General features: G+C 45.1%; 29 protein-coding genes. 20 read left to right on the top strand and 9 right to left on the bottom strand.

Annotation, left to right across the window (positions count from 1 at the left end; translation table 11 throughout):
• Positions 1–275 precede the first annotated feature (275 nt).
• The gene (locus tag ABS362_RS04420) at positions 276–989 is read left to right on the top strand and encodes a LuxR C-terminal-related transcriptional regulator (RefSeq protein ID WP_350411107.1); all 714 of its coding nucleotides are present in this window, start codon (positions 276–278) and stop codon (positions 987–989) included.
• Positions 990–1,071: 82 nt separating this feature from the next.
• Here the strand turns inward: ABS362_RS04420 and ABS362_RS04415 are convergent, their stop codons facing one another.
• The 3 genes from ABS362_RS04415 to ABS362_RS04405 form a co-directional block, all read right to left on the bottom strand.
• Positions 1,072–1,281, bottom strand: coding sequence for a response regulator transcription factor (locus ABS362_RS04415; protein WP_350411106.1), 210 nt, complete (start codon positions 1,279–1,281; stop codon positions 1,072–1,074).
• Between the two features lie 162 nt (positions 1,282–1,443).
• Entirely contained in the window at positions 1,444–1,881 is a 438-nt protein-coding gene (locus tag ABS362_RS04410; protein WP_350411105.1) for a hypothetical protein, read from the bottom strand.
• 187 nt (positions 1,882–2,068) lie between these two features.
• Positions 2,069–2,533, bottom strand: coding sequence for a YbhB/YbcL family Raf kinase inhibitor-like protein (locus ABS362_RS04405; protein WP_350411104.1), 465 nt, complete (start codon positions 2,531–2,533; stop codon positions 2,069–2,071).
• A 357-nt stretch (positions 2,534–2,890) separates the two neighbouring features.
• Here ABS362_RS04405 and ABS362_RS04400 point away from each other — a divergent pair, with 357 nt between their 5' ends.
• Together ABS362_RS04400 and ABS362_RS04395 are read left to right on the top strand one after the other, a co-directional pair.
• Positions 2,891–3,355 (top strand): Hsp20/alpha crystallin family protein, encoded by a 465-nt coding sequence (locus tag ABS362_RS04400; RefSeq protein WP_350411103.1) that lies wholly within the window; start codon positions 2,891–2,893, stop codon positions 3,353–3,355.
• Between the two features lie 335 nt (positions 3,356–3,690).
• Complete coding sequence (locus ABS362_RS04395; RefSeq protein ID WP_350411102.1) at positions 3,691–4,365, top strand: hypothetical protein; 675 nt, start codon at positions 3,691–3,693, stop codon at positions 4,363–4,365.
• A gap of 100 nt (positions 4,366–4,465) precedes the next feature.
• Here the strand turns inward: ABS362_RS04395 and ABS362_RS04390 are convergent, their stop codons facing one another.
• A complete protein-coding gene (locus ABS362_RS04390) occupies positions 4,466–4,747 on the bottom strand; it encodes a hypothetical protein (protein WP_350411101.1) in 282 nt (93 codons plus the stop codon).
• A 352-nt stretch (positions 4,748–5,099) separates the two neighbouring features.
• Between ABS362_RS04390 and ABS362_RS04385 the strand changes: the two genes are divergently transcribed.
• From ABS362_RS04385 to ABS362_RS04320, 14 genes are all read left to right on the top strand, one after another.
• Complete coding sequence (locus ABS362_RS04385; RefSeq protein ID WP_350411100.1) at positions 5,100–5,579, top strand: c-type cytochrome; 480 nt, start codon at positions 5,100–5,102, stop codon at positions 5,577–5,579.
• 28 nt (positions 5,580–5,607) lie between these two features.
• Complete coding sequence (nosZ, locus tag ABS362_RS04380; protein WP_350411099.1) at positions 5,608–7,650, top strand: Sec-dependent nitrous-oxide reductase; 2,043 nt, start codon at positions 5,608–5,610, stop codon at positions 7,648–7,650.
• Positions 7,651–7,858: 208 nt separating this feature from the next.
• Positions 7,859–8,473 carry a hypothetical protein gene (locus tag ABS362_RS04375; RefSeq protein ID WP_350411098.1) on the top strand — a complete coding sequence of 205 codons (615 nt, stop codon included), beginning with the start codon at positions 7,859–7,861 and terminating at the stop codon, positions 8,471–8,473.
• Complete coding sequence (locus tag ABS362_RS04370) at positions 8,470–8,928, top strand: nitrous oxide reductase accessory protein NosL (protein WP_350411096.1); 459 nt, start codon at positions 8,470–8,472, stop codon at positions 8,926–8,928. The genes ABS362_RS04375 and ABS362_RS04370 overlap by 4 nt, the downstream gene beginning before the upstream one ends.
• A complete protein-coding gene (locus ABS362_RS04365) occupies positions 8,912–10,210 on the top strand; it encodes a nitrous oxide reductase family maturation protein NosD (RefSeq protein WP_350411093.1) in 1,299 nt (432 codons plus the stop codon). Before ABS362_RS04370 ends, ABS362_RS04365 begins: the two co-directional genes overlap by 17 nt.
• Positions 10,173–10,880 (top strand): ABC transporter ATP-binding protein, encoded by a 708-nt coding sequence (locus tag ABS362_RS04360; RefSeq protein WP_350411092.1) that lies wholly within the window; start codon positions 10,173–10,175, stop codon positions 10,878–10,880. The genes ABS362_RS04365 and ABS362_RS04360 overlap by 38 nt, the downstream gene beginning before the upstream one ends.
• A gap of 3 nt (positions 10,881–10,883) precedes the next feature.
• The gene (locus tag ABS362_RS04355; RefSeq protein ID WP_350411091.1) at positions 10,884–11,651 is read left to right on the top strand and encodes an ABC transporter permease subunit; all 768 of its coding nucleotides are present in this window, start codon (positions 10,884–10,886) and stop codon (positions 11,649–11,651) included.
• Between the two features lie 207 nt (positions 11,652–11,858).
• Complete coding sequence (locus ABS362_RS04350) at positions 11,859–12,404, top strand: c-type cytochrome (RefSeq protein ID WP_350411090.1); 546 nt, start codon at positions 11,859–11,861, stop codon at positions 12,402–12,404.
• Between the two features lie 26 nt (positions 12,405–12,430).
• Positions 12,431–14,473 (top strand): Sec-dependent nitrous-oxide reductase, encoded by a 2,043-nt coding sequence (gene nosZ, locus ABS362_RS04345; RefSeq protein WP_434086514.1) that lies wholly within the window; start codon positions 12,431–12,433, stop codon positions 14,471–14,473.
• 83 nt (positions 14,474–14,556) lie between these two features.
• Positions 14,557–15,153 carry a hypothetical protein gene (locus ABS362_RS04340; protein WP_350411088.1) on the top strand — a complete coding sequence of 199 codons (597 nt, stop codon included), beginning with the start codon at positions 14,557–14,559 and terminating at the stop codon, positions 15,151–15,153.
• 6 nt (positions 15,154–15,159) lie between these two features.
• A complete protein-coding gene (locus ABS362_RS04335) occupies positions 15,160–15,624 on the top strand; it encodes a nitrous oxide reductase accessory protein NosL (RefSeq protein WP_350411087.1) in 465 nt (154 codons plus the stop codon).
• Positions 15,605–16,933 (top strand): nitrous oxide reductase family maturation protein NosD, encoded by a 1,329-nt coding sequence (locus ABS362_RS04330; RefSeq protein WP_350411086.1) that lies wholly within the window; start codon positions 15,605–15,607, stop codon positions 16,931–16,933. The genes ABS362_RS04335 and ABS362_RS04330 overlap by 20 nt, the downstream gene beginning before the upstream one ends.
• Positions 16,866–17,576 carry an ABC transporter ATP-binding protein gene (locus ABS362_RS04325; protein WP_350411085.1) on the top strand — a complete coding sequence of 237 codons (711 nt, stop codon included), beginning with the start codon at positions 16,866–16,868 and terminating at the stop codon, positions 17,574–17,576. The genes ABS362_RS04330 and ABS362_RS04325 overlap by 68 nt, the downstream gene beginning before the upstream one ends.
• The gene (locus tag ABS362_RS04320; RefSeq protein WP_350411083.1) at positions 17,573–18,340 is read left to right on the top strand and encodes an ABC transporter permease subunit; all 768 of its coding nucleotides are present in this window, start codon (positions 17,573–17,575) and stop codon (positions 18,338–18,340) included. Before ABS362_RS04325 ends, ABS362_RS04320 begins: the two co-directional genes overlap by 4 nt.
• 75 nt (positions 18,341–18,415) lie before the next feature.
• Here the strand turns inward: ABS362_RS04320 and ABS362_RS04315 are convergent, their stop codons facing one another.
• Together ABS362_RS04315 and ABS362_RS04310 are read right to left on the bottom strand one after the other, a co-directional pair.
• Positions 18,416–18,646, bottom strand: a complete 231-nt coding sequence (locus tag ABS362_RS04315) for a hypothetical protein (RefSeq protein WP_350411081.1) — start codon at positions 18,644–18,646, stop codon at positions 18,416–18,418.
• A 127-nt stretch (positions 18,647–18,773) separates the two neighbouring features.
• Positions 18,774–19,970 (bottom strand): proline dehydrogenase family protein, encoded by a 1,197-nt coding sequence (locus ABS362_RS04310; RefSeq protein ID WP_350411080.1) that lies wholly within the window; start codon positions 19,968–19,970, stop codon positions 18,774–18,776.
• Between the two features lie 284 nt (positions 19,971–20,254).
• Between ABS362_RS04310 and ABS362_RS04305 the strand changes: the two genes are divergently transcribed.
• The 3 genes from ABS362_RS04305 to ABS362_RS04295 are packed head-to-tail and all read left to right on the top strand — an operon-like array spanning position 20,255 to position 22,691.
• Positions 20,255–20,893 (top strand): thioredoxin family protein, encoded by a 639-nt coding sequence (locus ABS362_RS04305; protein WP_350411079.1) that lies wholly within the window; start codon positions 20,255–20,257, stop codon positions 20,891–20,893.
• Between the two features lie 47 nt (positions 20,894–20,940).
• Positions 20,941–21,381: a hypothetical protein gene (locus tag ABS362_RS04300; RefSeq protein WP_350411077.1), complete on the top strand. Its 441-nt coding sequence runs from the start codon at positions 20,941–20,943 to the stop codon at positions 21,379–21,381.
• Positions 21,381–22,691, top strand: a complete 1,311-nt coding sequence (locus tag ABS362_RS04295) for a hypothetical protein (RefSeq protein WP_350411076.1) — start codon at positions 21,381–21,383, stop codon at positions 22,689–22,691. The genes ABS362_RS04300 and ABS362_RS04295 overlap by 1 nt, the downstream gene beginning before the upstream one ends.
• Before the next feature lie 40 nt (positions 22,692–22,731).
• Here the strand turns inward: ABS362_RS04295 and ABS362_RS04290 are convergent, their stop codons facing one another.
• The 3 genes from ABS362_RS04290 to ABS362_RS04280 form a co-directional block, all read right to left on the bottom strand.
• Positions 22,732–23,160, bottom strand: coding sequence for a hypothetical protein (locus ABS362_RS04290; protein ID WP_350411074.1), 429 nt, complete (start codon positions 23,158–23,160; stop codon positions 22,732–22,734).
• A 13-nt stretch (positions 23,161–23,173) separates the two neighbouring features.
• Positions 23,174–23,569, bottom strand: a complete 396-nt coding sequence (locus tag ABS362_RS04285) for a group III truncated hemoglobin (RefSeq protein WP_350411073.1) — start codon at positions 23,567–23,569, stop codon at positions 23,174–23,176.
• Between the two features lie 94 nt (positions 23,570–23,663).
• Positions 23,664–26,963, bottom strand: a complete 3,300-nt coding sequence (locus ABS362_RS04280; protein ID WP_350411072.1) for a vitamin B12-dependent ribonucleotide reductase — start codon at positions 26,961–26,963, stop codon at positions 23,664–23,666.
• Positions 26,964–26,967: the final 4 nt, after the last annotated feature.

Genomic DNA, 26,967 nt, shown 5'->3' with positions numbered 1-26,967 from the left:
TTAATGTTATATATTACTATTTAAATGTAAAGATCCTGCCCAAAAAGATGGTCTTTATAGTTGCTTTGTACTCTTCTGAAATTCAGTGATTTATTAATTGTTTTTCACAGTCGGGATAGCCCGGAGAGACATCAAAGGTCAGGAGATTTATGATGATTAGGAATACCTACTTCTGAGTATTTGTAGACCGAGTAAAGCTATAGTTCGTATTTTATTTCACGGAAAAGTTTACAATAAATATAAAATATAGTATATTTAATTGTTATTAACCTCCTATGAAGCAAACTGATTCTTTACCTGATACCAATAATAAACTAATAACGCTGGATGAGCGCATGCAGCAGAAAATCGCGGATATCGCTGCCGTAGCCGATCATCTTCCGGCTGTAGTCATTATCCACAACTTTCAGAAGAATATGACGGTGGAGTACATTTCGCCGCGTGGTACCAGGGAGTTGGGCTTTACAGTAGAGCAGATCCGGGAAATGGGGGAGGAGTACCATGCAAAGTTCTTCAACCCGGAGGATATGCCTGACCAGATCGCAAAAATGACAGACCTGTTACAGAAGAACAGCGATGATGAGATCGCTTCTCTTTTTCAGCAGGTACGCGCCTCCGAAGATCATCCGTGGGCCTGGCACCTTACCACTATTAAAATACTGATGCGCGACGATGAAGGTAAAGTGTTATTAACTATAGCACTTGCCTTCCCGATAGATCCGCTACACCATGTTACTTCTAAAGTGACCCGCCTCCTGGACGAGAACAATTTCCTGCGTAAGAACTATAACCGCTACAGCAGGCTATCGGAAAGAGAGCGCGAAATTCTGAAGCATATATCCCTGGGCAAAAGCGCCTCAGAAAGTGCCGAAGAACTATTCATTTCTGTTTCTACTGTAGAAACCCACCGGCGTAATCTTAAAAAGAAGCTTGATACCAGTTCCTTCTTTGAGCTTACACAGTATGCCCGCGCTTTCGACCTGATCTAAAGTGCCTATAATAAAAATGCGAGGTAACAATGTCACCCCGCATGGTCTGTCAGATAATCTAAACTTTAACTTCTATACTATTTTATGATATCACGGCCTCTTTGTAGGCCCAGTTTATAAGCTGATAAGGACTAACGAAGCCCTGCTTTACAAGCATATTCCGGATGTGTTTTCTAACGGCTTGCTCTGAGATTTGCATTTCGCTACTTATCCGGGCTTCTGTATAGCCATCAGCTAATAAAGCAAGCACCTTTTGTTCGCGCTCGCTTAATATTTGCACATGTCTGTCCATATAGTAAGCTCCTCAAAATTCTTTTTATACAGAATTATAAATATGGCCTTAAATTATTAAAAGGGCAATACTCACTTTTGATGATTTTTGACCTTTTATAAGCCAGGTAAGCCTCAAATATTGTTGATATTACTTTTACGGTTTGCATTGTTACACTGCATTCTATATGGAATGAATAGTGGAAGGAAGGCGGTAAAACTGCAGGTTAGGGATAAGCCAGGCTAAAGCCTCTTGTTCAGTATCAAACAATTCTATAAACTTCGTTTTACCAAAGATGCGGTAAGCTTTATCCCGTAACGATAGCAGCACATTATGATGAGGTGACTCCCGCGGAACAACTACTGCAATGTATTTTATAGTGCTTAAGGTAAGCAGGAGCCCAAATTCCTCGGCAACCCATTTCTGGTCTGCCAGGTTGCGTGGCTGTAGCAGCGTACTGTTCTGTAGCCACCGCACAATATTATGGCTGTTAATTAAACTATAGGTTTGTTTAAGCCCGGCCATGTACTCCTGGTTCGTTACATCGCGCAGCCATTTGCCATACAGCAGTTTTTTGTCTGTATCGATCCTGAACTCTAGATAATTTTCAACATCCTTCATTGTAAGCAACCGTCAGGCTATGCACTGTTATAAATTCAATTATGCCAGTAGCATGGGGATCTTTACTTACTGCATATTCATCACAAGATAAGAATAATTTCTATTACAAGATATACTACCTGAATTATTTGATATGTGTAGTAAAGTCCTTATAACCAAAGACTAAACTATAAGTTTGAAAAGAGCCCTACGTAAGCGCAGGATGACTGTAAAGTCCCACAAGTTCGCCGGAGCCTATTACATGGTATTCCATGGCTTTTAACATTTCCGGGCGGGTGCTGCCTGCCGGCAATTCCAGTTTGGTATCGAGGGCATATACTCTGAAAAAGTAACGGTGTGTACCAATAGGAGGGCAGGGACCCTGGTACAGTATCGTTCCGAAATCATTTTTCCCCAGAATGCCTTCTGAGCTATTCTCTTCTATAGTTGCGCTGGGCGGTATATCCCAGACAAGCCAGTGCGTCCAGGTGCCGGAAGGGGCATCCGGGTCCTCCATTAATATGGCAAGGCTAACCGTTTCAGCAGGAATATTATCTAACTCTAAAGCGGGGCTCACATTGTCGCCGTCGCAGGTAAATTGCACTGGTATCGTATCGCCAGCCTCAAAGGCAGCGCTTTTAAGAAGGATTTTAACAAGCTCAACAGGTTCCATAAAAATAATCAGGGTTTAAGGTTAATATTGGCAAAATTTCAAACTGCTTACTCGCTTTAGACCGGACATTTACCTGGTCCGCAACCACTTGTGCACAGCATCTCTTACTATACGTTTTAGCGCTGTTTTAAGCAGCTTTTAAACCGACTAATCTCAAGGTTTTTAGTGGACTAACTATACGAGCAAAGTACTTACCGGAACCCCATGCTTCTGATACTTCCGGTTATTACGTGAACACCCTTCAGAAGCATGTTTAATGGTATGTTAATGCTTAACAACTACCCCTTGCATTCGTATAAAAATATGTATTAGCTATAACTATAGTTTTAAATTATATAAGCTAAAAAAGGAGGTAAAATGAAATCAATGACGAGAAGAGAGGAGAACAAACCAGTTCAACGCAGTGTGTTCTCAAATTTCTTTACCGACATAGACCGTATGTTCGATGATGACATGTTCCTGATGCCGATGCATATGAGTCGTATGGGCAATGCCAATATGCCTGCCGCTAACATCAGCGAAACAGACAAGGAATATTCTATCGACCTGGCTGTGCCTGGCATGAAACGCGATGACTTCAACATTGAGATCGATGAACACATGATCTCGATAAGTTGTGAGAAAGAGGAAAACATAAAAGAAGACAAAGACAACTATAAGCGCCGTGAGTACAACTATAGTTCGTTCAGCCGCTCTTTCCGCTTACCTGAAACCGTAAAAGCAGACAGCATTAAAGCGCAATACGAAAATGGTGTGCTGCACATACGCGTACCTAAAGCAGAACAGACTGTACAGAAAAAGAAACGCATTAATGTAGAGTAACTATAGTTGCTCCATAAAAAGCCGGGCCCACAATAATGTGGTTCCGGCTTTTTTATGTGCCATACTTCCGGGGTGGCTGGTCTGTATTCTCACAGCTATACAGGTGCTAATGCATAGATTATAGTCACAACATCAATTAAGCTAAATTAAATAATTTAAAGTGTAGCTTGTGTTTTGTGGGTACATATTAAATAATGTAATAAATTAAAGTATATATATTATTTAATATGAAATTAATTATAAAAAATATAATTAATAAATGAAACATATAAAATTTATTAAAAGTATAGTTGGGAAGTTTATATATTTTTCACAAATTATTCCCTCTATTAATCATGAGAAAAGCAAAACTTTTCGGTTTGCTGGTAATTCCGGCAATGTTCACAGTAGGATGTTCTGAAGATCAGGACGTAAATCCATCAGTAGACCTGAGCGCAAGCAAGTCAGCGCTGGCAACAGGTAACGGTGCACCAAGTGGTGCACATTATGGCCTTAACATCATTGGGGTTCCTAAAGGCAAATCTGCGACTATGGATGGAAACAATGGTCACCGCATTTTTGTAAATCTGGATGGTAACTCTAAGATCATGCTGGCAGAAGGAGATGATTTTAAAGTGCTGGATGCTAATGGTACGGATGGCTCTGCAGCTTTCCAGTTACCAAATCCTGATCCTGAAAATGACGGCATTACAGAATATTCTGTATGGGCCCGCGCATTAGGCAAACCAGGTGGCAGTTCTACTATGACTACCTGCGCTTATGATCCAATTGCTATGGAAGATGTGTGTAGCAGCGGTAATGTTGTTTCTGTTAGAAGCAAGGGCAAGTCAACATTCACAAATGTTTCAAGAGACTTACTATATATTTATGCTGACCTGGACGGTGATGGTACAGATGAACGTTACCCTCTATTTGATGACAGATTGGAAGACTACTACTGGAACTATGACAATAATGGTCTGAAAGTTCTACAGTTACGTTTTTATGATCAATCGACTAACGTAAATTAACCTTCACTGGGATGTTTAAAACCAAAAACCCCGGCCATAGTTGGCCGGGGCTTTTGGTTTAATATCAACTATAGTTCTCAAAACTATAGAAAAGCGATTCTTATTTTCCTCTGTCTTTTTTATCGTGGCCTTCTACTTTCACGAGCTTATTATAAAGACCCAGAAGCAGGAAAGGAGCAGGCCACTGACCTACAAATAAGGCTTCATCATCTTTTTTCATGATCTTTAAAGTAGCAGAAACCGCCATTGAGCCCAATGCTGCCCATAAGAAAAGGTCTGATGGTAATTTGGCCGTATATTCTTCAATGGTTCTGGCTACCGGGCCTTCTCTGTGCTCCGGATTCATTTTGTCAGCTTTGTTTTTTAATTCTTGTGCTTCCATAGTTATATTCTGGATTATAGTTAAAGTAATTGCTATAAAAAAACGGATAAGCACTTTTAAAGTTTACAATTCCCCGCAAAATAGCCCCAATAACCCTACAACAGTATCTTCTAAGGGCAATACACGCGCTTTTTTCATGTCTGATACCTGCCTGTAGCAACTTTTTCATCAGAAAGATGACAAATGTCATTAATAAAAGAGATAAAGGTCTTTTAATAGCCAGGCCCTCCGCTATACTTTTGTTATGTAAACAATCACCCACTTATAGTTAAACACTTACACTAATAATTTAAAGATGAAAAACCAGAGTAAAACACTACAAAGTCTTCTGAACGGTGAACTGTTAAGATCCATGAAAATAGGAGCTGTAGCCCTGTTTTGTGGTTCAATGCTTTTTAGCTGCTCATCCGGCGACGCTGAAACTGCCACTGTAGAAAACGAAGCTGAAAGCGGTCTGGCACACGAAGCCCCTGCAGCCCCTGTAGAAGATGACGGTAAAGGAATTGGCCCTGTTACTACTGTTGAAGTAGGCGCTGACATTGACCAGGCACTAGCGGATAATGGCAAGTCTATTTTTGAAGGCAAATGCTCAGCCTGCCACCAGTTATCAGATCAGAAAGTTGTAGGCCCTGGCCTTGCAGGTGTAACCGAGCGTCGCAAGCCGGAATGGGTAATGAACATGATCATCAACCCGGAAGAGATGACCAAGAAAGATCCGGAAGCAAAAAAACTACTGGCTGAGCACTTAACCCAGATGACCAACCAGAACGTGACTGAACAGGATGCAAGAGCGATCCTGGAATTCCTGAGACAGAACGATAAAAACAGCTAACAGCATTAAATCTAAAACCATAATTAGAATGGATACTTCAATTTTTAAATTGAAAAAACTTGTACCAAAGGCTGCCCTCCTGATGGCGGTTGCGGCAGGTACAGCGCTACAGGGATGTAGCAAAACAGAAGGAGGCTCCAACGCATCATCCGAGGCAGTTGCTTCAGATGCAGCTTCTGCAGTGTATGTAGCTCCAGGCAAGCACGACGAACTATACTCGTTCCTGTCAGGTGGCTTTAACGGGCAGGTTTCTGTGTATGGTCTTCCTTCAGGCCGATTGCTGAAGATCATTCCGGTTTTTACACAGCACGGTGAGAATGGCTGGGGATATAGCGAAGAATCAAAAGCGATGTTGATGACCTCTCATGGTTTCGTGCCCTGGGACGATCTGCACCACCCGAAACTATCCCGTACCGATGGTCAGACTGACGGCCGCTGGTTGTTCGTAAACGGTAACAACACACCTCGTGTAGCCCGCATCGACCTTAAAACGTTTGAGACAGTTGAGATCATGGAGCTTCCAAACTCAGCAGGTAACCACTGCTCTCCATACCCAACCAACAACAACGAGTACGTAATTGCCGGTACACGCTTCTCTGTACCTCTGGATATGAAAGGTGGTACAAAAGACGTGAGCCTGGATAAGTACGAAGAAGAATTCCGTGGTTCTATCTCTTTCATTAAAGTAGACCCTGAGCACGGCGACATGGATCTTGATTTCCAGATCCTGGTTCCTGGTTTCGACTACGACTTGGCTAACGGTGGTAAAGGCCCTTCTGAAGACTGGGTATTCTTTACAACTTATAACTCTGAAAAAGCCGGTACTTTAAAAGAAGTAGGTGCCTCACAAAACGACAGAGACTACCTGGCAGCAGTAAACTGGAAATTAGCAGCTAAATATGCCAAAGAAGGCAAAGCGCGCGAAATGCCTGCTAACTACTACCACAACAAAATGGATGAGAACTCGCACGTAGCAAAATCTACTGTGAAGAAGAAAGTGCGTTACCTGTTACCGGAAGAGTGCCCAGGTATGATGTACCTGTTGCCAGCTCCTAAATCACCACACGGTATCGACGTTGACCCAACCGGTGAGTACATGGTAGTAAGTGGTAAACTTGCTTCAGCTATTCCGGTGTTCTCTTTTGCTAAAATGCAGGACGCTATTAAAAACAAGCAATTTGATGGCGAGAAAAACGGTATTCCGGTACTTAAGTACGAGTCTGTACTGAAAGGTGAAGTAAAAGAGCCGGGCTTAGGACCATTGCACACTGAATTTGACGGTAAAGGCAACGCTTATACTTCTATGTTCGTGTCTTCTGAGATCGTAAAATGGAAATTGAACGACCTGAGCGTAGTAGACAGAATGCCGGTTTATTACTCAGTTGGTCACTTAATGATCCCTGGTGGTGATACAAAAGAGCCACATGGCAAGTATCTGGTAGCAATGAACAAAATTACAAAAGACCGCTACCTGCCAACTGGTCCTGAGTTAGCTCACTCTGCACAGCTGATCGACATCTCTGGTGAGAAAATGAAAATGCTGCTTGACTTCCCGACTGTAGCGGAACCTCACTATGCACAGGCAATTCTTGCCAGCAAAGTGGCGCCAAACAGCACCAAGTTCTTTAAGCTGGATGCGAATAATCACCCGCACGCTGTGAAGAAAGAAGCAGATGCAACTGTAGTGCGTGAAAGCAAGAACAGAGTACGTGTGAAAATGACAGCTATCCGTAGCCACATGACACCGGACAACATTGAAGGTATACAGGAAGGCGACACCGTTTACTTCCACGTAACCAACCTGGAGCAGGACTGGGATGTACCTCACGGATTCGCGGTAATGGGTGCCAACACTGCAGAAACCCTGATCATGCCAGGCGCTACACAAACCCTGAAATGGGTAGCGAAGAAAGCCGGTGTGTATCCGTTCTACTGTACAGACTTCTGTTCTGCACTGCACCAGGAAATGCAAGGTTACATACGCGTATCTCCAAAAGGATCTAACGTGCCGATCAAATTCTCGACCGGTAAAAAGAAACAGAACATTCCAGGAGTAGCATCAACTAAATAGTGCTTTAACTGGGTAAATCAGCGGAGGTTACCCACGTAGCCTTCGCTGTATTTTTTTAATGAGTTGCGATACTTCAGTTAGTAAAGTTTCATCCAAAGGTCTCGACAGGTTTGCAGGGGATCAGGGTGAAGACCCATCTGAAGTAAGAAACAGAATCGTCTTATTTCTGCTCCGCGACATTTTTTGATTCACCTTAAATTATAAAAGGATGAAAACTTACCAGAAGCTGCTGATGATCGTGGCAGCATTATCACTTGGCCTGTTGTTCATGTTCCCGATGTGGAAGATTTACCTGAAGGCCCCACAATATCCGGAAGGATTGGAACTGCACATCTGGGTTAACAAGCTTGGTGGTAGCTCTGAAAGTGTACTACAGAATTTTAATATCCTGAACCACTACATTGGTATGGAGCCGATCCACGCCGAGTCGTTTGCCGAGCTGAAGTTTATGCCTTACATCGTGATCGCGTTTATGGTTACGGGTGTGCTGGTAGCCCTGATCGGGAAGCGAAAGCTGGTACTGGGCTGGTCTGTTTTACTGATGGTGGCTGGTGCCGCCGGTATTCTGGACTTTTACCTGTGGCTGGTAAAATTCGGTACCAACCTGGACCCAATGGCAGCTATTAAAGTACCGGGCATGACGTACATTCCGCCACTGCTGGGCAATAAGGTGTTGCTGAATTTTGAAGCATTGTCTTTACCGGCCTTAGGCAGCCTTGGTATTTTCCTGGCTATAGTGCTGGCAGGCCTTTCGTATTATTTCAGCCTTAAAAACAAGTCCGATAAAAAAATATCCATGCCAAAGCATGTAGTTATATCATGAGAAACCTGAAAGCATACCTCTATAGTTTAGGCCTGATAGTATTGCTTGGTTGCCAGGCAGAGCCAAAACCAATTGCGTATGGCCAGGCAAATTGTACTCATTGCAACATGACGGTGTCAGATAACCGCTACGGGGCAGAACTCGTGAATGATAAAGGAAAAGCTCACTTCTTTGATTCAGCCGAGTGCCTGCTGGCGTATGTAACCGAAAACCAGGAACAGGGTCAGAAAGCAGCCTATTTGCTGGTAACAGATTTTACAAAGCCCGGAGAACTGACAGCGGCCCGCAATGCATATTTCTTACAGACAAAAAAGCTGCCCAGCCCGATGGGGATGTTCCTGACAGCAGTGACCAATAAAGCCACTGCCACCAACATGCAACAAGAGTATGGCGGCAGGCTGCTAACCTGGAAAGAGGCGCTTTTAGCCGTTCAGAATAATGAAAGACCTGAATAAACAAATTTTAAGTATTGTTGCCACTTTGGTGCTGTTGCTATTAGCTGCTATGGCTTATGGCAGCACGCTTAAAGTGTGTAAATCCTGTAACTATAGTTCGGTAAAACAGGCGGTAAAAATGGCAAAGGCCGGAGATACCATAGTTGTTGCGAACGGAGTGTACCAGGAATATGGCATTGAAATAACCAAACCGCTAACTATAATCGGGCAAAACAAGCCGGTGATAGACGGTAACTATAAAGGCCAGATCATAACGGTACTTGCTGATAACGTAACTATACAGGGCCTGACCCTGAAAAATATTAAAACAAGTTACACCCGCGACGATGCTGCCATCCGGGTGATTGAGCGCAGCAACGTTAAAATTTTAAACAACACCATACTGAAGACATTCTTTGGTATATATATGCAGAACGCTGATAACTGCGAGATCAGGGGAAATATAGTTTCCGGGCAGGATGTGAAAGGATTGAACGAATCGGCGTTGGGCAATGCCATACACTTATGGTACTGCGACAACATGACCATAAGCAACAACAAAGTAACCGGCCACCGCGACGGCATTTACCTAGAGTTTGTAAAAGACAGTTTCGTTAAAAATAACCAGAGCCAACAAAACATGCGCTATGGTCTGCACTTCATGTTCTCAGACCGCAACGTGTACACCAACAACACATTCCGAAAAAACGGGGCTGGTGTGGCCGTTATGTATACCCGCGATATCCGGATGGAACACAACACATTTGAGGACAACTGGGGCGCCGCAGCGTACGGGTTGCTCTTAAAAGATATCAGTAACAGCGTGATTCGGAACAACACGTTTCGTCGGAACACGACTGGTATTTACATGGAAAGCTCTAACCGACTGGACATACAGCAAAACGAATTTGACAGGAACGGCTGGGCCGTCAGGTTGCTGAGCAGCTGTTCCGATGACACCTTTAAGCTAAATAACTTTACAGGTAACTCTTTTGATGTAAGTACCAACGGCGATTCAAAGCTTAATTTTTTTGAGAACAATTACTGGGATAAATATAGCGGCTATGACCTGGATAAAGACCAGTTAGGTGATGTGCCTTACCGCCCGGTAAGTTTGTACTCTATGCTGGTAGAGCAGGTACCGGCCTCGGTAATGTTTATGCGCAGCTTTATGGTAGACCTGCTGGATAATATCGAAAAAGTAATGCCAAGCATCATACCAGAAAACCTGGTTGATGAAAAGCCAATGATGAAGAAGATCGATCATGATAACTATAGAAAACTTACGCAAATCGTACGGTAAACTGCAGGTGCTGAAGGATGTCAGCATCAGTTTCAGTGCAGGAAAAGTAGTGTCGGTTATAGGCCCAAACGGAGCCGGTAAAACCACGCTGAGCAAATGTATATTAGGTATGGTGCTGCCCGACAGCGGAGATATTAAGATAGGGGGAGAAAGCATACTGAAGAAATTTGCTTACCGTAGCCAGGTGGGCTATATGCCACAGATCGGTAAGTACCCCGAGAATATGAAGATCCGCCAGGTTATCGAAATGGTACGTGATATCCGCAAAGATGTAAAGCAGGTGGATGAAGAGCTGATCGGGTTGTATGGGCTGGAAGAAATGTATGAGAAACGGATGGGTGCTTTATCGGGTGGTACCAAACAGAAAGTAAGTGCCGCACTCGCCTTTATGTTTAACCCGCAGATACTTATTCTAGATGAACCAACAGCCGGCCTGGACCCTATCTCTGCCGAGATCCTGAAATGCAAGATCCTGAAAGAAAAGAAAAGAGGAAAGCTGATCCTGATCACATCGCATGTGATGAGCGAGATAGAAGAGGTGGCAGATGAAGTGCTTTGTATAGTTGACGGGCAGGTGAAATTCTATGATACTATAGTTGACATTAAGGCCAACACACAGGAAGAGCGCCTGAGCCGCGCCATCGCTAAAGTTATGAACGGGGAGGATTAAGCCATGAATAAGATCATAAAATACGTATTGCTGGACATTGTAAAAAGCAGGATCATCATTGCATACACCTTGTTTTTGCTGTTGCTTTCGGTGGGCTTGTTTAACCTGGGCGGCAGCCCGGATAAAGGCATCCTGAGTCTGCTGAATTTGGTATTGCTAACCGTACCACTGATCAGTATCGTTTTTGCCACCACGCACTTTTATAATTCCTATGAATTTATGGAACTGCTGGTAGCCCAGCCCATTAACCGCAAAAAGATCTTCATGAGCGAATACCTGGGCGTAACGCTGTCGCTGTCGGGGGCTTTTATAGTTGGGGTAGGGGTGCCGGTGCTACTTTTCAGCCCAAGCCTAACAGGTTTATACCTGCTGTTGACCGGCGTGTTCATAACGTTCATTTTCGTGGCCATGGCTTTCCTGGCGTCGGTTATTACCCGCGATAAAGCCAAGGGAATTGGGGTGGCGCTGCTACTGTGGTTTTACTTTGCCCTGATCTACGATGGTATTGTGCTGTTCATATTATACACGTTCGGCGATTATCCACTCGAAAATGCGACACTTGCCTTAACAGCCTTAAACCCGATCGACCTGGGCAGAATCATAGTGTTATTGAACCTGGATGTATCGGCGTTGATGGGGTATACCGGGGCGCTTTATAAAAGTATTCTGGGTAGTTTATGGGGCATCAGCATTGCATTTGGGTTGCTACTACTATGGGTATTATTCCCGCTTCTTAGCTCTGTTAAAGTTTTTGCCAGGAAGGATTTATAATATTACTGCAGCAATACTATAGCTGCAAAAAGGTAATGGTGTTTTGTGTTTTGAGAGCGCAGGTTCAGGCCTGTGCTCTTTTTTTTATATGATAATATATCCAGCTAAAATATTCACATATCAGGATATAAAATAACTGTAAACTTTTAGGTGCGTACAATCAGACAAACTGTGTTTAACTATTTTTCTCTAAAAATCCCACATATTATGAAAAAAAGAACAATTGCGTTAAACAGAATATTCTCTTACAAACTTCCCAACCCATTAAAATATGGCATGGTGCTGTTGCTAAGCGGTGCGTTAATGTTTGGTTGCTCTTCAGGAGAGAATGAAAACCAGGGGGCTGATGCGCAGGAAGAAAGTGGTCTTGCTGAAGAGACAACAGTAGGCGAAGAGGTAGCCGCAGAAGATAATGGTCTGGGTGTAGGTCCTGTTAAATCGGTTGAAGTAGGAGCAGAAATAGATGAAGCACTTGCTGCTGAAGGTAAGACTATTTTCGAAGGCAAATGTTCTGCCTGCCACCAGCTGACAGATCAGAAGATTGTGGGCCCTGGCCTTGCAGGAGTTACGGAGCGTCGCAAACCGGAATGGATCATGAACATGATGATAAACCCGGAAGAAATGACCAAGAAAGACCCCGAAGCAAAGAAGCTACTGGCCGAGCACTTGACCCAGATGACCAACCAGGATATATCTGAAAAAGATGCCAGAGCGCTGCTGGAATTCCTGAGACAGAACGATAAAAACAGCTAGCTGAGTAATAAACCAAAAATGATCTTATGAAAGAATTATTAGGTAGGTTTAACGGGCTTAAAACTCAGTTGGTGCTGGTTTTAGCTTTAACGGCAAGTGTTATGCTGCAAGGCTGTAGCACCGATAACAATGGCACTGATGCTAAAACGGAAGGTGTAGCCGAAAATGCAGCGGAGGCTGTGTATGTTGCGCCGGGTAAACATGATGAACTATACTCATTTCTGTCGGGTGGTTTTAACGGTCAGGTTTCAGTGTACGGAATTCCATCGGGTCGTTTACTGAAAGTTATCCCGGTTTTCTCACAGTTTCCTGAGAACGGGTATGGCTATAGCGAGAACTCCAGGGCAATGCTGATGACATCGCATGGTTTTATTCCATGGGATGACCTGCACCACCCTAAACTTTCCAGAGCGGATGGCATGACGGATGGACGCTGGCTGTTTGTGAACGGCAACAATACCCCGCGTGTAGCCCGCATCGACCTGAAAACGTTTGAGACCGTCGAGATCATGGAAATTCCGAACTCAGCTGGTAACCATTGCTCGCCATACCCAACCAACAACAACGAGTATATTTTAGCTGGTACACGTTTCAGTGTACCGCTTAACCTCGAAAAAGGCGGTGTGGGAGATGCAAGTCTGGATGAGTACAAAGAGAAATTCCGTGGTTCTATCTCTTTCATAAAAGTAGACAAAGAGAACGGTGATATGGAGCTTGACTTCCAGGTTCTGGTGCCGGGCTTTGACTACGACCTTGCTAATGGCGGCAAAGGACCGTCAGGTGACTGGGTATTCTTTACAACCTATAACTCTGAGAAGGCCGGTACTTTAAAAGAGCTCGGGGCATCTCAGAACGACAGGGACTACCTGGCTGCTATTAACTGGAAAATGGCTGCCAAGTACGCTGCAGAAGGCAAAGCACATGAAATGCCTGCCAATTATTACCACAACAAACTGGACCATGGCACGCACGTTGCAAAATCTACGGTAAAGAAAAAGGTGCGCTACCTGTTACCGGAAGAGTGCCCGGGCATGATGTACCTGTTGCCAGCCCCTAAATCTCCGCACGGTATAGACGTAGATCCGACTGGTGAGTATATGGTAGTTAATGGTAAGCTGGCTTCTTCACTTCCAGTGTTCTCTTTCTCTAAAATGCAGAAAGCTATTAATGACAAAGCCTTTGATGGGGAAGTAAATGGTATTCCGGTATTTAAGTACGATGCTGTATTATATGGCGAAGTGAAGGAACCGGGCTTAGGGCCATTACACACCGAATTCGATAACAAAGGCAACGGCTATTCAACCATGTTCGTGTCATCGGAAGTGGTAAAATGGAATGTGAAAGATCTGAAGGTATTAGACCGGCTGCCGGTTTACTACTCTCCGGGGCACTTACTTATTCCGGGTGGCGATACCAGGGACCCTTATGGTAAATATCTGGTTGTGATGAACAAGATTACAAAAGACCGTTACCTGCCAACCGGACCAGAACTGCTGCACTCTGCCCAACTGATCGATATTTCTGGTGAAAAGATGAAGATGCTGCTGGACTTCCCGACATTGGCAGAGCCGCATTATGCGCAGGCGATTGCAGCTGATAAGGTTGCCCCGAACAGCACCAAGTTCTTTAAACTAAATGAGAACAAACATCCTAATGCTGTTAAATCGGAAAAGGATGTAAGCGTAACCCGAACCGGCAGAACTGTGAATGTGAACATGACATCTATCCGAAGCCACTTTACACCGGATAACATTGAAGGGGTACAGGTAGGCGATACCGTGATGTTCCATGTAACGAACCTGGAGCAGGACTGGGATGTGCCGCACGGTTTTGCTATAATGGGTGCTAACAACGCTGAAACCCTGATCATGCCGGGCGCTACTCAAACTCTGAAATGGGTGCCTAAAGGTCCAGGTATTTATCCGTTCTACTGTACAGACTTCTGTTCGGCACTGCACCAGGAAATGCAGGGCTATGTACGGGTGTCAGCACGCGGATCTAACACACCGCTCAAGTTCTCGACTGGTGAGAAGAAACCAGTACCACCAGCTACAGCAGCTGTAAATTAATACTACTTCAGCTGGGCAAGGCAGCGGAGTTTGTCCCAGGCAGGCTCCGCTGCTTTTTTATAGTTCACCTTAAACCAACAAGGATGAAAGCATATCATAAGATTATGATGATCGTGGCAGCATTATCGCTGGGGTTATTGTTTCTTTATCCGATGTGGAAGATATACCTGGAAGCGCCCCAGTATCCGGAAGGGCTTGAGCTACATATCTGGATAAATAAACTGGGTGGCAGTTCTGAAAGCGTTCTTCAGAATTTCAATATCCTGAACCACTACATTGGGATGGAGCCGATCCACGCTGAGTCGTTTGCGGAGCTAAAGTACATGCCCTATATCGTGATCGCTTTTATGATAACCGGCGTTATAGTTGGTTTTACCGGTAACCGGAATCTGGTACTTTTATGGGTTGTATTACTGGCTATTGCCGGAGCAGCAGGTATTACAGATTTCTACCTGTGGCTGGTAAAATTCGGTACAAACCTGGATCCGACAGCCCCTATTAAAGTACCGGGCATGACCTATATTCCGCCTTTATTAGGTAAAAAACAGTTGCTAAACTTTCATGCGCTCTCTTTGCCTGCCTGGGGAAGTTTAGGCATTTTCCTGGCTATAGTTATTGCCAGCTTAGTTTACATTCTGTCGCGTCATTCTTCATCCATTAAAACTGATCGTCTTGCTTAACCAAATATGAAACGAATAGTATTTTACACCCTCAACATTACCCTCTTAGCTTTTTTAGTTAGTAGTTGCTCCGTAGAGCCTAAACCAATTCCGTATGGCGAGGCTAACTGCACCCACTGCAACATGACCATTACAGATAACCGCTATGGTGCAGAACTGGTAACCGATAAGGGTAAGGCCTTTTACTTTGATGCTGCGGAGTGTCTGGCAGCGTATGTATCAGAGCACGCCGAACTAAAGGGTAACACCTCTTACTTGATGGTGACTGATTATACTAACCCTAACAACTTAGTAGATGCTAAAAATGCTTTTTTCCTGCAAAGCGAAGCACTGCCTAGCCCAATGGGCATGAACCTGACTGCTTTATCAGATGAGCTGACAGCCAAGCAATTGGAACAGGAATATGGCGGCAAGGTTTTAACATGGGGTCAGGTGCTTTCAGCAGTTCAGAATGATGCTAAATTCAAATAAATACACACCGGCTATAGTTTGTTTCTTAATGCTGATCTTAGGTAGCCGGCAAACTATAGCTGAGACCCTTGATGTTTGTAAAACCTGCACCTATAGTTCGGTGAAGCGGGCAGTGCAGGCAGCAAAACCCGGCGATAGAATTGTGGTGAACGGCGGCGTTTACCAGGAAGCCGGAATTGAAATTACTAAACCGCTGACCTTAATTGGTAAAAACAACCCAACTATAGATGGCAATTACAAAGGCCAGATCATAACAGTAATGGCTGACAATGTAACCATACAAGGCTTCACGCTAAAAAACATTAAGACCAGTTATTCTAAAGACGATGCTGCCATCCGGGTTATTGAGCGCAGCAACATTAAGATCCTGAATAACACCATCCTGAACACGTACTATGGTATTTACCTGCAAAACTCCGATGACATTGAGATAAAAGGTAATGTGGTGAAAGGAGAGAATACCGGTAAAACAGAGTCTGCGCTGGGTAATGCCATTCATCTGTACTATAGCGATGATGTAGAGATAAGTAACAACGAAGTACAGGGCCACCGCGACGGTATTTACCTGGAAACGGTTAAGAACAGCCTGGTGCACCGGAACACAAGCCACAAGAACCAGCGCTATGGGTTGCACTTTATGTTCTCAGATGGCAATACCTACACCCACAACGTTTTCCGGAATAATGGAGCCGGTGTTGCGGTAATGTATACCGATAATATCCGGATGGAGCATAACACGTTTGAGAATAACTGGGGCGCAGCATCTTATGGGTTATTGCTGAAAGATATCAGGAGCAGCATCATTCATAACAATGTTTTCCGGCGAAACACTACCGGCATACACATGGAAAGCTCCAGCCGGCTTGATATTAAAAGCAATAGTTTTGAGCGCAATGGCTGGGCCATAAAACTTATGACAACCTGCATGGATGACACCTTCAGGCTTAACAACTTTACCGGAAATTCTTTTGATGTAAGTACCAATGGCACCAGCCAGCTAAACCACTTCGAGCATAACTATTGGGAGAAGTACAACGGTTACGACCTGGATAAGAATGGGGTAGGAGATGTCCCTTACAGGCCTGTCAGCTTATATTCTATGCTGGTAGAGCGTGTACCGCCATCAGTTATGTTTATGCGCAGCTTTATGGTAGATTTATTGGATAGTATGGAGAAAGTGCTGCCGAGCATTATACCGGAGAACCTGGTAGATGCACAACCCTTAATGAAGAAAATAGATCATGATAACGATAAAGAACCTAAACAAATCCTACGGCAAACTGCAAGTGCTCAAAGACGTGAGCGTTGAGTTTCCGAAAGGAAAAGTTGTGTCTGTGATAGGACCTAACGGTGCAGGTAAAACTACCATGAGCAAGTGTATTCTGGGAATGGTCTTACCTGACACCGGCGACATTAAAATGAACGGCGAAAGCGTGCTGAAGAAATATGCTTACCGCAACCTGATCGGCTACATGCCCCAGATAGGCCGCTACCCCGAGAACATGAAAGTGCGCCAGGTAATTGACATGATCCGGGATATACGGAAGAACGCAACTATAGATGATGAACTGATTGGTCTGTACCGCCTCGAAGAAATTTATGAGAAACGGATGGGCGCTTTATCGGGCGGTACCAGGCAGAAAGTAAGCGCCGCGCTGGCCTTTTTATTTGACCCGCAGGTGCTCATTCTAGATGAACCAACTGCCGGCCTCGACCCGATAGCAGCAGAGATACTGAAGGGAAAGATCCTGAAAGAAAAGAAAAAGGGAAAGCTGATCCTGATCACATCGCATGTGATGAGCGAGATAGAAGAGGTAGCCGACGAAGTGCTTTGTATAGTTGATGGCAGCATCAGGTTTTACCAAACTATAGCTGAGTTGAAAGAGCAGACCCAGGAAGACAGGCTTAGCCGTGCTGTTGCCAAAATAATGAGCGAAGGATACACCTCATGAACAAGATCATAAAATACGTATTGCTGGACATTGTAAAAAGCAGGATCATCATTGCTTACACCTTGTTTTTGCTGTTGCTTTCGGTGGGCTTGTTTAACCTGGGCGGCAGTCCTGAGAAAGGCATACTGAGTCTGCTTAATTTGGTATTGCTAACTGTTCCGCTTATCAGTATCGTTTTTGCCACCACGCACTTTTATAATTCCTATGAGTTTATGGAACTGCTGGTGGCCCAGCCCATCAACCGCAAAAAGATTTTCATGAGCGAATACCTGGGCGTAACGCTGTCGCTGTCGGGGGCTTTTATAGTTGGGGTAGGGGTGCCGGTGCTACTTTTCAGCCCAAGCCTAACAGGTTTATACCTGCTGTTGACCGGCGTGTTCATAACGTTCATTTTCGTGGCCATGGCTTTCCTGGCGTCGGTTATTACCCGCGATAAAGCCAAGGGAATTGGGGTGGCGCTGCTGCTGTGGTTTTACTTTGCCCTGATCTACGATGGTATTGTGCTGTTCATATTATACACGTTCGGCGATTATCCCTTGGAGCTTGCTACGTTAGTGATGACCGCCTTAAACCCGATCGACCTGGGCAGAATCATAGTGCTATTGAACCTGGATGTATCGGCGTTGATGGGGTATACCGGGGCTATGTATAAAAGCATTTTCGGGAACTGGTGGGGAATTGCCGCTGCGTTCGGCTTGCTGTTACTCTGGGCCCTTATCCCGGTTTTAATGTCCAGAAGAATTTTCTCCAGGAGAGATATGTAATAACTATTGCTCAGGCATAAAAAGAAGGAGCGCAACGTGTAAACATTGCGCTCCTACTTTTTATAGTTGTTGTATTTACTGGTTTGTCTCAATAGGCGATGATATGGTATCTACTTCCAGGCGGCCTGTATCTTCAAGCCCTTCCAGTTGCGGACTTATCTCTTCTCCTGATCCTATCTCTACATCACCGTCACCTAATGTTTCTTCGGTGGTAGTGGTTTCGGTGTCTGCTTCCTCGTTTGTTGTGTTCGCATCGCTGCAGGCAAATGCAAAAAAGCCTAATCCTATAATAAGTATTATTTTCATAGCTTAAGAAGTTGTTAAACTATAGAAAACGGATGTTTACTGGCTATGTTTCAACTTATTAGCCTATGCAGGTTCACACCCGGCATCAAATAAAACCGTCTGTATACTTTATATTAAAGTTGCTGAACTATAGTTTACGGCGTTTTAATTCTTCCTGCAGCATCTCTAGTTCGCGGCTCATTTGCCCGGCAATAGAGGTGTTTTCTTCTGCCCTCCGGATAAGATAAGGTATAGCTGTCGCTACGTCGCCATACGGCAAATACTTAGAAGCATTAAAGCCGGCATCTGCCAGGTTAAACGTAAGGTTGTCGCTCATGCCATATAGTTGAGAGAAGTGGATGAGCTGCTGATGATTTGTGATATTGTCTTTACGGATGCGTTTGGTTAAGTAATTTGTGCTGTATTCGTTGTGTGTAGCGGCACAGAGCTCGGCACGGTCCAGGTTCTCCAGGCAGATATCTATTGCCTCGTTAAAGCTTTTGTCGGTATCCTCTTTTACAGTAAACACCGGGCAGCTATAGTTGTATTTTCGGGCACGTTCCTGTTCTTTCTCCAGGTAAGCACCACGCACTATTTTTATTCCGGCAATTATACCGGCATTTTTGCAGCGTTCTATGCAAGCTTTCAGGTAGGCTACGCGGTCTACGCGATACATTTGCAGGGTATTGAAAATTACGGCGCGGCTGGTGTTGTAAGCAAACATCATTTTCTCAGCCAGCTCATCCATCGGGTCCTGCATCCAGCTTTCTTCCGCATCAATATACAAGGTAAGGTTGGCTGCTGCTGCTGCCTGACACACCGTATCCAGTCTTTTTTCTGTTCTGGCGAAGGCTTCTTTTTCCTGTTCTGTCAGCGGTTGCTTTTCATGCAGTTTCTGGAAGATATCCTTGTGGCCGATGCCTGTAAGTTTTATGCTGAGATAAGAGAAGGTTTTCGCGTCATTGGCCAGAGCTATATTCTGCAGAATCTCATCCCGGACCATATCAAAACCGGCTTCATCTGTCTGAGCTTCTGCAGCATAATCCAGCACCGTGTTTACACGCACACCAGCCATCCTGGAAATGATGGGTTGCGCCTCCTGTACCGTTTCGCCACCACAAAAGTGCCTGTATATCGTTTTCCGGATCATCCCTTTAATGGGTAAGCCAAGCTTAAGCGCCCAGTTTGTGGCAACACCGCCCATTTTTACCAGAGCAGGTTTGCCCATCATGGTAAACAGGAAGTTAGCCAGCTTTAAATCCTGGTCTGTTTTGGTGCAGAATGCCACCTGCATGTTGTCCGGGTTGAACTTACGGGTAGGTTCCGGTGCTGTAATATTATTCATGATGATGAAGGCTAAAATGTGGTGTCGCCTGTTAAATGCCGGATGCAGTCTTGCAATTTTGCCAGGCACTGTCAAGCTATAGTTACTCAAACTTTAAGCAATGTTAGCCATAGTTCTACCACCTCGAAATGAGTACCATCAGTATCAAAAATGACATCTGTCATTTCATTTGAGTTTTGTTAACTATCTGCTGAAAAGTTGATGAAATAATTTTGCTGAGTGATAAGTATCACTTTATAAACTAAGTGGTTGTGGTATACTTGCAGTGTAAAAATTAACATACTATGACCACGTTAGACACATACTATAGCGAGCTGGTAAACCCAATGACCTACCAGGAATTTAAAGCCTTGACAGAAGAACTTGTTGCTGAAGGAAAAACAACCGGCGACGAGCAGACAGAGCAACGGATTAACTTTACAAAACTGAACCAGCAGCGCATGAAACGCGTGGAAAAACAGTTTGTAATGGAGCCTGAACTTATCGAACTGCTGACACAGAATGAACTGAACTGGAACTGGCTGATACTGGTAGAATCGTGGTGCGGGGATGGTGCACAATTACTGCCAGCCATTGCTGCTATTGCCGAGCAAACGCCGGGCATAACTCTTACCGTACTGCTACGCGACGAGAACCCTGAACTAATGAACACCTGTCTTACAAACGGAAGCAAATCTATTCCAAAACTGATCTGCGAAGATGTGGAATCCGGGGAGCGCCTATTTACCTGGGGATCACGCCCGGCAGCTATACAGCAACAGGTACTAAAGTTTAAAGCAGAGAACCCGGATGCAGGCCACGACGAACTGGTGCAGCAGGTGCAGCTATGGTATGCCAAAGACCGCAGCCAGGCGTTGCAACAGGACCTTATAAACATCGTGCGCGGAGTGCTGACAAATAGTACAACTACAGCTGAAGTTTAAGTAATCAGCCCTGTTTTGGTTTTTAATACAAACTTAAATCAGTACCTATGAAACTTTATCTGGCATTGCTGCTTGTTTGTGGCCTGTTGTTTTCCTGTTCGCATAACCATAACCCGGAAGCCGGTCACAATGAAGTTCATGCTGCTGTTCCAGCCCTCTCGTTAAATGGCGAGCAACGCTGGCAGGCTGATGATGCAACCAATGCAAACATGCAGCAACTACAGCAACTGATGCATGACCATCTCCGACAGCCGGATGCTGATAACCCGGAGTCAGTGAGCGATCTGAGGCAAAAGGCAAAGCTTGGCTTTGATAAGGTATTCAGTGATTGCCGTATGAAAGGACCGGAACATGACATGCTGCACGTTTATTTAATGCCGATGCTGGATGATATAAAAGTGATGGATACCAACGATCTGCAGACAGCCATCGCTGCCCGCGATCGTTTGGCATCGCGTCTGGACCAATATCAAACCTACTTTAAATAGTGCCTGAAACCGGAAATAAAACAACTTTAGCCTTGGGCAAATGGCGGCTTCCATTGTTAAGCGCATTGCTCAGCCTGGTCATTATTGCCTTGCTGGGTCTGGTGCTGCGTTGGACATTTGTGGCGCCTGTTGCCGGTCTGAACTATAAATACCTGTTGCATGTACACTCGCATGCCGCGTTACTGGGCTGGCTGTACCCGATACTTTTTATAGCCTTACTGCATACTTACCTGCCTGCGCCTCTCCGGGACAAACCCATTTATAGCTGGCAGTTCTGGTTGGCGCAGGCTACGGTACTTGGTATGTTGCTGAGTTTTCCGGTGCAGGGGTATGGTGCCGTTTCCATTACCTTTTCTACAGCGCACATTCTACTGACTTACTGGTTCATTTACCGTTTTCTGAAGGATGCAAAAGCAGCAAATGTAAGTTCGGGCAACTATAGTTTGTCTTTTCGGTTTGTGAAGGTAGCGTTGTTTTTCCTGGCACTTTCGTCGCTGGGGCCGTGGGCCATGGGGCCAATTATGGCGACCGGGCATAGCGGTACTGAACTATACTATAACGCCATCTATTTTTACCTGCATTTTCTGTACAATGGCTGGCTGACTTTTGCTGTGTTAGGTTTGTTGTTCTGGCTACTGGAAACGCATAACATCAGCTTTAACCGCAGCTATAGTTTGCTGTTTTTCAGGTTGATGCTCTGGGCTTGCCTGCCGGCTTACCTGCTGTCTGTGCTCTGGATAAAACCTGGGGCTATAGTTTACATGGTGGGTGGAATTGCTGCTTTTGTACAGGTTATAGCATTAGCAATCTTAGTAGCTATCGTCAGGCCTATTCGCAATCAATTGTTAGGCTTATTTGGTACCTGGAGCAGAACTATAGTTTTGCTTGCTGCAACTGCTTTTATGTTTAAGATCCTAATGCAGTTCTCCACCGCGTTCCCGTACATGGCTGACCTGGCGTACCAGTTACGAAACTTCATTATCGGCTACCTGCACCTGGTGCTGATCGGTTTTGTGAGCTTTTTTATAGTTGCGTTTTGTGTGCAGCAGGGATGGTTACGTCTCAGATCAACTATAAGCCGGTGGGGGATGGGGCTTTTTATAGTTGGCTTTATAACCAGCGAAGCACTACTGTTTCTGCAAGGGATCTTTTACTGGATTGGCGCCGGAACTATAGCAAACTACAATGAGATGCTTTTTAGTGTAAGTATCTGTTTACCGACAGGGTTAATTCTGTTCTTTATCTCGCAGCTGCAAACCATAAGCGTAACTGCCGGAAACAAAACTGTAGCTGCTTTTAAGAAAGTATAGTTATAGACCAGTCTAGCCTAACAAGTTTCTTTGTTATAGTTTACAGATTCCCGAGCAACGTAACGCCGAAGCTGAATAACAGAACAACCTTTACCAACTCAGCACCGATGTAATAAAAGTGTAATACTGATTTAGGTAACTGAGCACCCGAAATTACCAGCTCAGCGCGCTTATCCATAGCAGGCAGCAGCCAGATCGTTTGTAAAAGGAGAATCAGGATAGGTATGAACAGGAGAAAGGACGTTGTAATACCCAGGCTGCCACTACCGATAATCAACACCAGCGAAGCCAGCCCGAAGAACCATTCCACTTTATTCAGCCCACTGAAGATAAGCCGGCCAATGCTCAGGCCAATAGGCAGGGTAACCCCCGGTGCCCGAAACTTCAGCCATGCTTCCATAAAACTAATAGCGCTTACAAAGCCGACCCACAAAAAAGTCAGTAGTATCAGGTAGTGTTCTGAGTTCATCTATAGTTGAGATTTACAGGATCGTTCTGCCTTTGTTCTGTTTGTAGAATTCGATCTTGCTGGCAAACATATCAGCCATCTTCTGAGCACGCCACTTTGCTTCTTCGGCTTTCTCGCCGGTAAACAGCTCATCTATAGTCGAGAAGAAAATGCTGACCCATCTCTCAAAGTGCTCTGCACCAACTGGTAAAGTAATGTGCTTGGTGCCCGGACTTCCCTGGTAGGTCAGTTCTTCCAGCAAAACGGTTTGCCAGAATCTATACATGATATCCAGGTGGCGCGCCCATCTGTCCTGAATGCGTTCGTCGAAAATCGGTCCCAGCATCTCATCGGCACGCACCCTGGTGTAAAAGGTATCCACCAGCAGCTTTACATCATCCAAGCTTAATATGTCTTTCTTTTCTGTCATTTTGCAAGTTACTTAAATCTAAAGTATTGTCATCCCGACGATAGGAGAGATCTTATTCAGATTTCTCACTATCGTTCGAAATGACAAATTACTTTTAACTACAACCCAAACTATTGCCACAGTTCAAACATTTGTAACAGGTGCCGGAGCGGATAGTGATGTGTCCGCACACGTTACAGATCGGGGCATCGCCCATCATGTTGGCCAGTACCTGTTGTGTCTGTTCCATCAGTACCGTTCTGCTTTGGGTAACTACAGAGTAGCTTTTTCCGGAGCTTTTAGTGGTCGATGTTTCGGAAACTATAGTAGATGATTGCTTCGGTAAGTTATTAGTAGCAGGTTTCTCAGGTATAATTTCCGGTTCTTCAGGGTGCACATGCACCAGGTCTTTCCTGTTGAGGTACTCATAACCCAGCATTCTGAAAATGTAGTCGAACACCGATGTAGCTGATTTTATATTCGGATGCTCTACGCGGCCAGCCGGCTCAAAACGAGTAAAGGTAAAGCGATTCACAAACTCATCCAGCGGCACACCATATTGTAGGCCCAACGACACCGAAATGGCAAAGCAGTTCAGGATAGACCGGAACGAAGCGCCTTCCTTATACATATCAATAAACAATTCGCCCAATGAGCCATCCGCATACTCGCCGGTTCTGATATAAACAGTGTGGCCGTCGATCTTAGCTTTCTGGGTAAATCCGTTGCGTTTGTCCGGTAGTTTACGGCGCTCTACCATGCGTGTCAGTTCTTCCCGGAAACCGTTGTTTGAGGCATCGGAAAGGATGGCTTTGGCTGCCTGTAAAACCTGCTCGGCATTAAATTGTGCTTCTGTTATAGTTACCTTTTCTTCTGTTTTCTCTTCAGTTTCTGTAGAGGTGCTTTTTGATGTGAGCGGCTGCGAAAGCTTGCTGCCATCACGGTAAATAGAGCAGGCCTTTAAACCAAGTTCCCAGGATAGTTCGTAGCAATGCGCCACTTCTTCCACGGTAGTTTCGTTTGGCAGGTTTATCGTTTTAGAGATCGCCCCGGAAATGAACGGCTGCACTGCGGCCATCATTTTAATATGTCCTTCGGCATGAATATAACGCTGTCCTTTACTGCCGCAGCGATTGGCGCAATCAAAAACAGCATAATGTTCCGGTTTCAGATAAGGCGCACCTTCCACAGTCATGGTTCCGCAAACATAGTCGTTCGCTTCTTCTATCTGTTTCGAACTATAGCCCAGCGCCTGCAACAGGTTAAAACCGGGTAGTTGGTATACATCAGAACTATAGCCTAACCGCTCTAAGCAAGCATTGCCAAGTGTATATACATTAAAGAGGGAGGACAGGTCATAAGCTTTTGGTAAGGCTGTTTCCAGTAAGCTAATCTCATCTTCTGTAAAGCCTTTTTCGAGGAGCGATTCCGGGTTAATGTGTGGTGCACCGGCAAGCGAACTATGGCCTTTGGCATAGTTTACTATAGCATCTATCTCATCCGAGCTATAGCCCAGTTTATTAAGAGCACTTGGTATAGATTGATTGATGATCTTGAAATAACCGCCACCTGATAGTTTTTTATACTTCACCAAAGCATAATCAGGCTCCACGCCGGTTGTGTCGCAGTCCATCAGCAATCCTATAGTTCCGGTTGGGGCGATAACGGTGGCCTGTGCATTTCGGTAACCATATTTTTCACCTTGTGTCAGTGCTTCGTTCCAGGAATTCTGGGCTGCTTTTAACAGGTAATCCGGGCAAAGCTGCTGGTTCAGGCCGTGTGGTTTTATACTGAGGTTATCATAGTTCTCCGGTTGATCATAGGTGGTAAAGCGGTGGTTGCGGATCACACGCAGCATGGCATCGCGGTTCTGATCATATTTCGCAAAAGCCCCTAAACTGGCAGCCATTTCAGCAGAAGTTCTGTAAGCCGTTCCGGTCATCAGAGCCGTGATACCAGCCGATAAAGCGCGGGCTTCATCGCTGTCGTAAGGCAAGCCCTGCACCATTAATAAGGCTCCTAAGTTGGCATAACCCAAACCAATTGTTCTATAGTCGTAAGAGCGTTGAGCTACAGCTTCGGAAGGGAATTGGGCCATCAGTACAGATATTTCTAATACCACGGTCCACAGTCGGCAGGCATGTTCAAAAGCGGCTACATCAAATTGCTGTTTGGCCTCATCAAAAAAGCGCAGCAGGTTAAGCGATGCCAGGTTGCAGGCTGTATCATCCAGGAACATGTATTCCGAGCACGGGTTCGATGCGTTTATTCTGCCTTCCGCCGGTGAGGTATGCCACTCGTTTATAGTTGTATCGAACTGCAGCCCCGGGTCGGCGCAAGCCCAGGCAGCATCTGCTATCTGGTTCCATAAACTGCGGGCAGGTATAGATTTGATGACTTTGCCAGTCGTACGGGCAGTCAGGTGCCAGTCGCCGTTCTGTTTTAGCGCTTTAAAGAATGTATTTGGAACACGCACCGAGTTGTTGGAGTTCTGTCCAGATACGGTGTTATAAGCTTCGCCTTCAAAATCACCGGAATAGCCGGCAGCAATAAGGGCTGCTACTTTTTTCTCTTCGTCCTTTTTCCAGTTGATAAATTCCTGAATTTCGGGATGGTCCAGGTCCAGGCACACCATTTTTGCAGCCCGGCGTGTTGTGCCCCCCGACTTAATAGCCCCCGCAGCGCGGTCGCTTACCCTTAAAAATGACATAAGCCCGGAAGAAGTACCGCCACCTGATAACTCTTCTTCCTTGCCACGGATATTTGAAAAGTTTGTTCCAACGCCCGAGCCATATTTAAATACGCGCGCTTCCTGCACCAGCAAATCCATAATACCGCCTTTCTGGGCCAGGTCGTCCTGCACCGAAAGAATAAAACAGGCATGTGGCTGCGGGCGCTCAAAAGCCGAGGTCGACTCCTTCATTTTGCCCGTGTCGGAGTCTACATAATAATGGCCCTGCGATTTGCCAGAAATGCCATATGAGTTGTAAAGGCCAGTGTTAAACCACTGCGGAGAGTTTGGTGCGGCATACTGGCCCAGCAGCATATATACCAGTTCGTCATAAAACACCTGTGCATCTTTCTCAGACGCAAAATAGCCATACTTACTTCCCCAGTCCTGCCAGCATTTTACCAGGCGGTGCACCACTTGCTTCGCAGATTTCTCAGAACCGGTTCTACCATCGGCCTGAGGTACACCTGCTTTGCGCAGGTACTTCTGAGCAAGGATATCTGTCGCGATCTGCGACCACTGTGCGGGTACTTCCACATCGTTCAACTCTGCCACTACATCGCCGGTCGGGTTGCGGATAGTGGAGGAGCGGAGTTCGTAACTGAACATGTCGTAGGCATTTTGCGCTGCGGTGGTAAAGTGCCGGGCGAAGGACAGGCCGGCCGTTCTCTTACTTTTCTTCATAGGG

It is taken from the genome of Pontibacter populi (genome assembly GCF_040278685.1).
Classification (GTDB): Bacteria; Bacteroidota; Bacteroidia; order Cytophagales; family Hymenobacteraceae; genus Pontibacter; species Pontibacter populi.
Note: the sequence above shows the minus strand (reverse complement) of the source record. Positions and strands in the feature narration are given on the sequence as shown.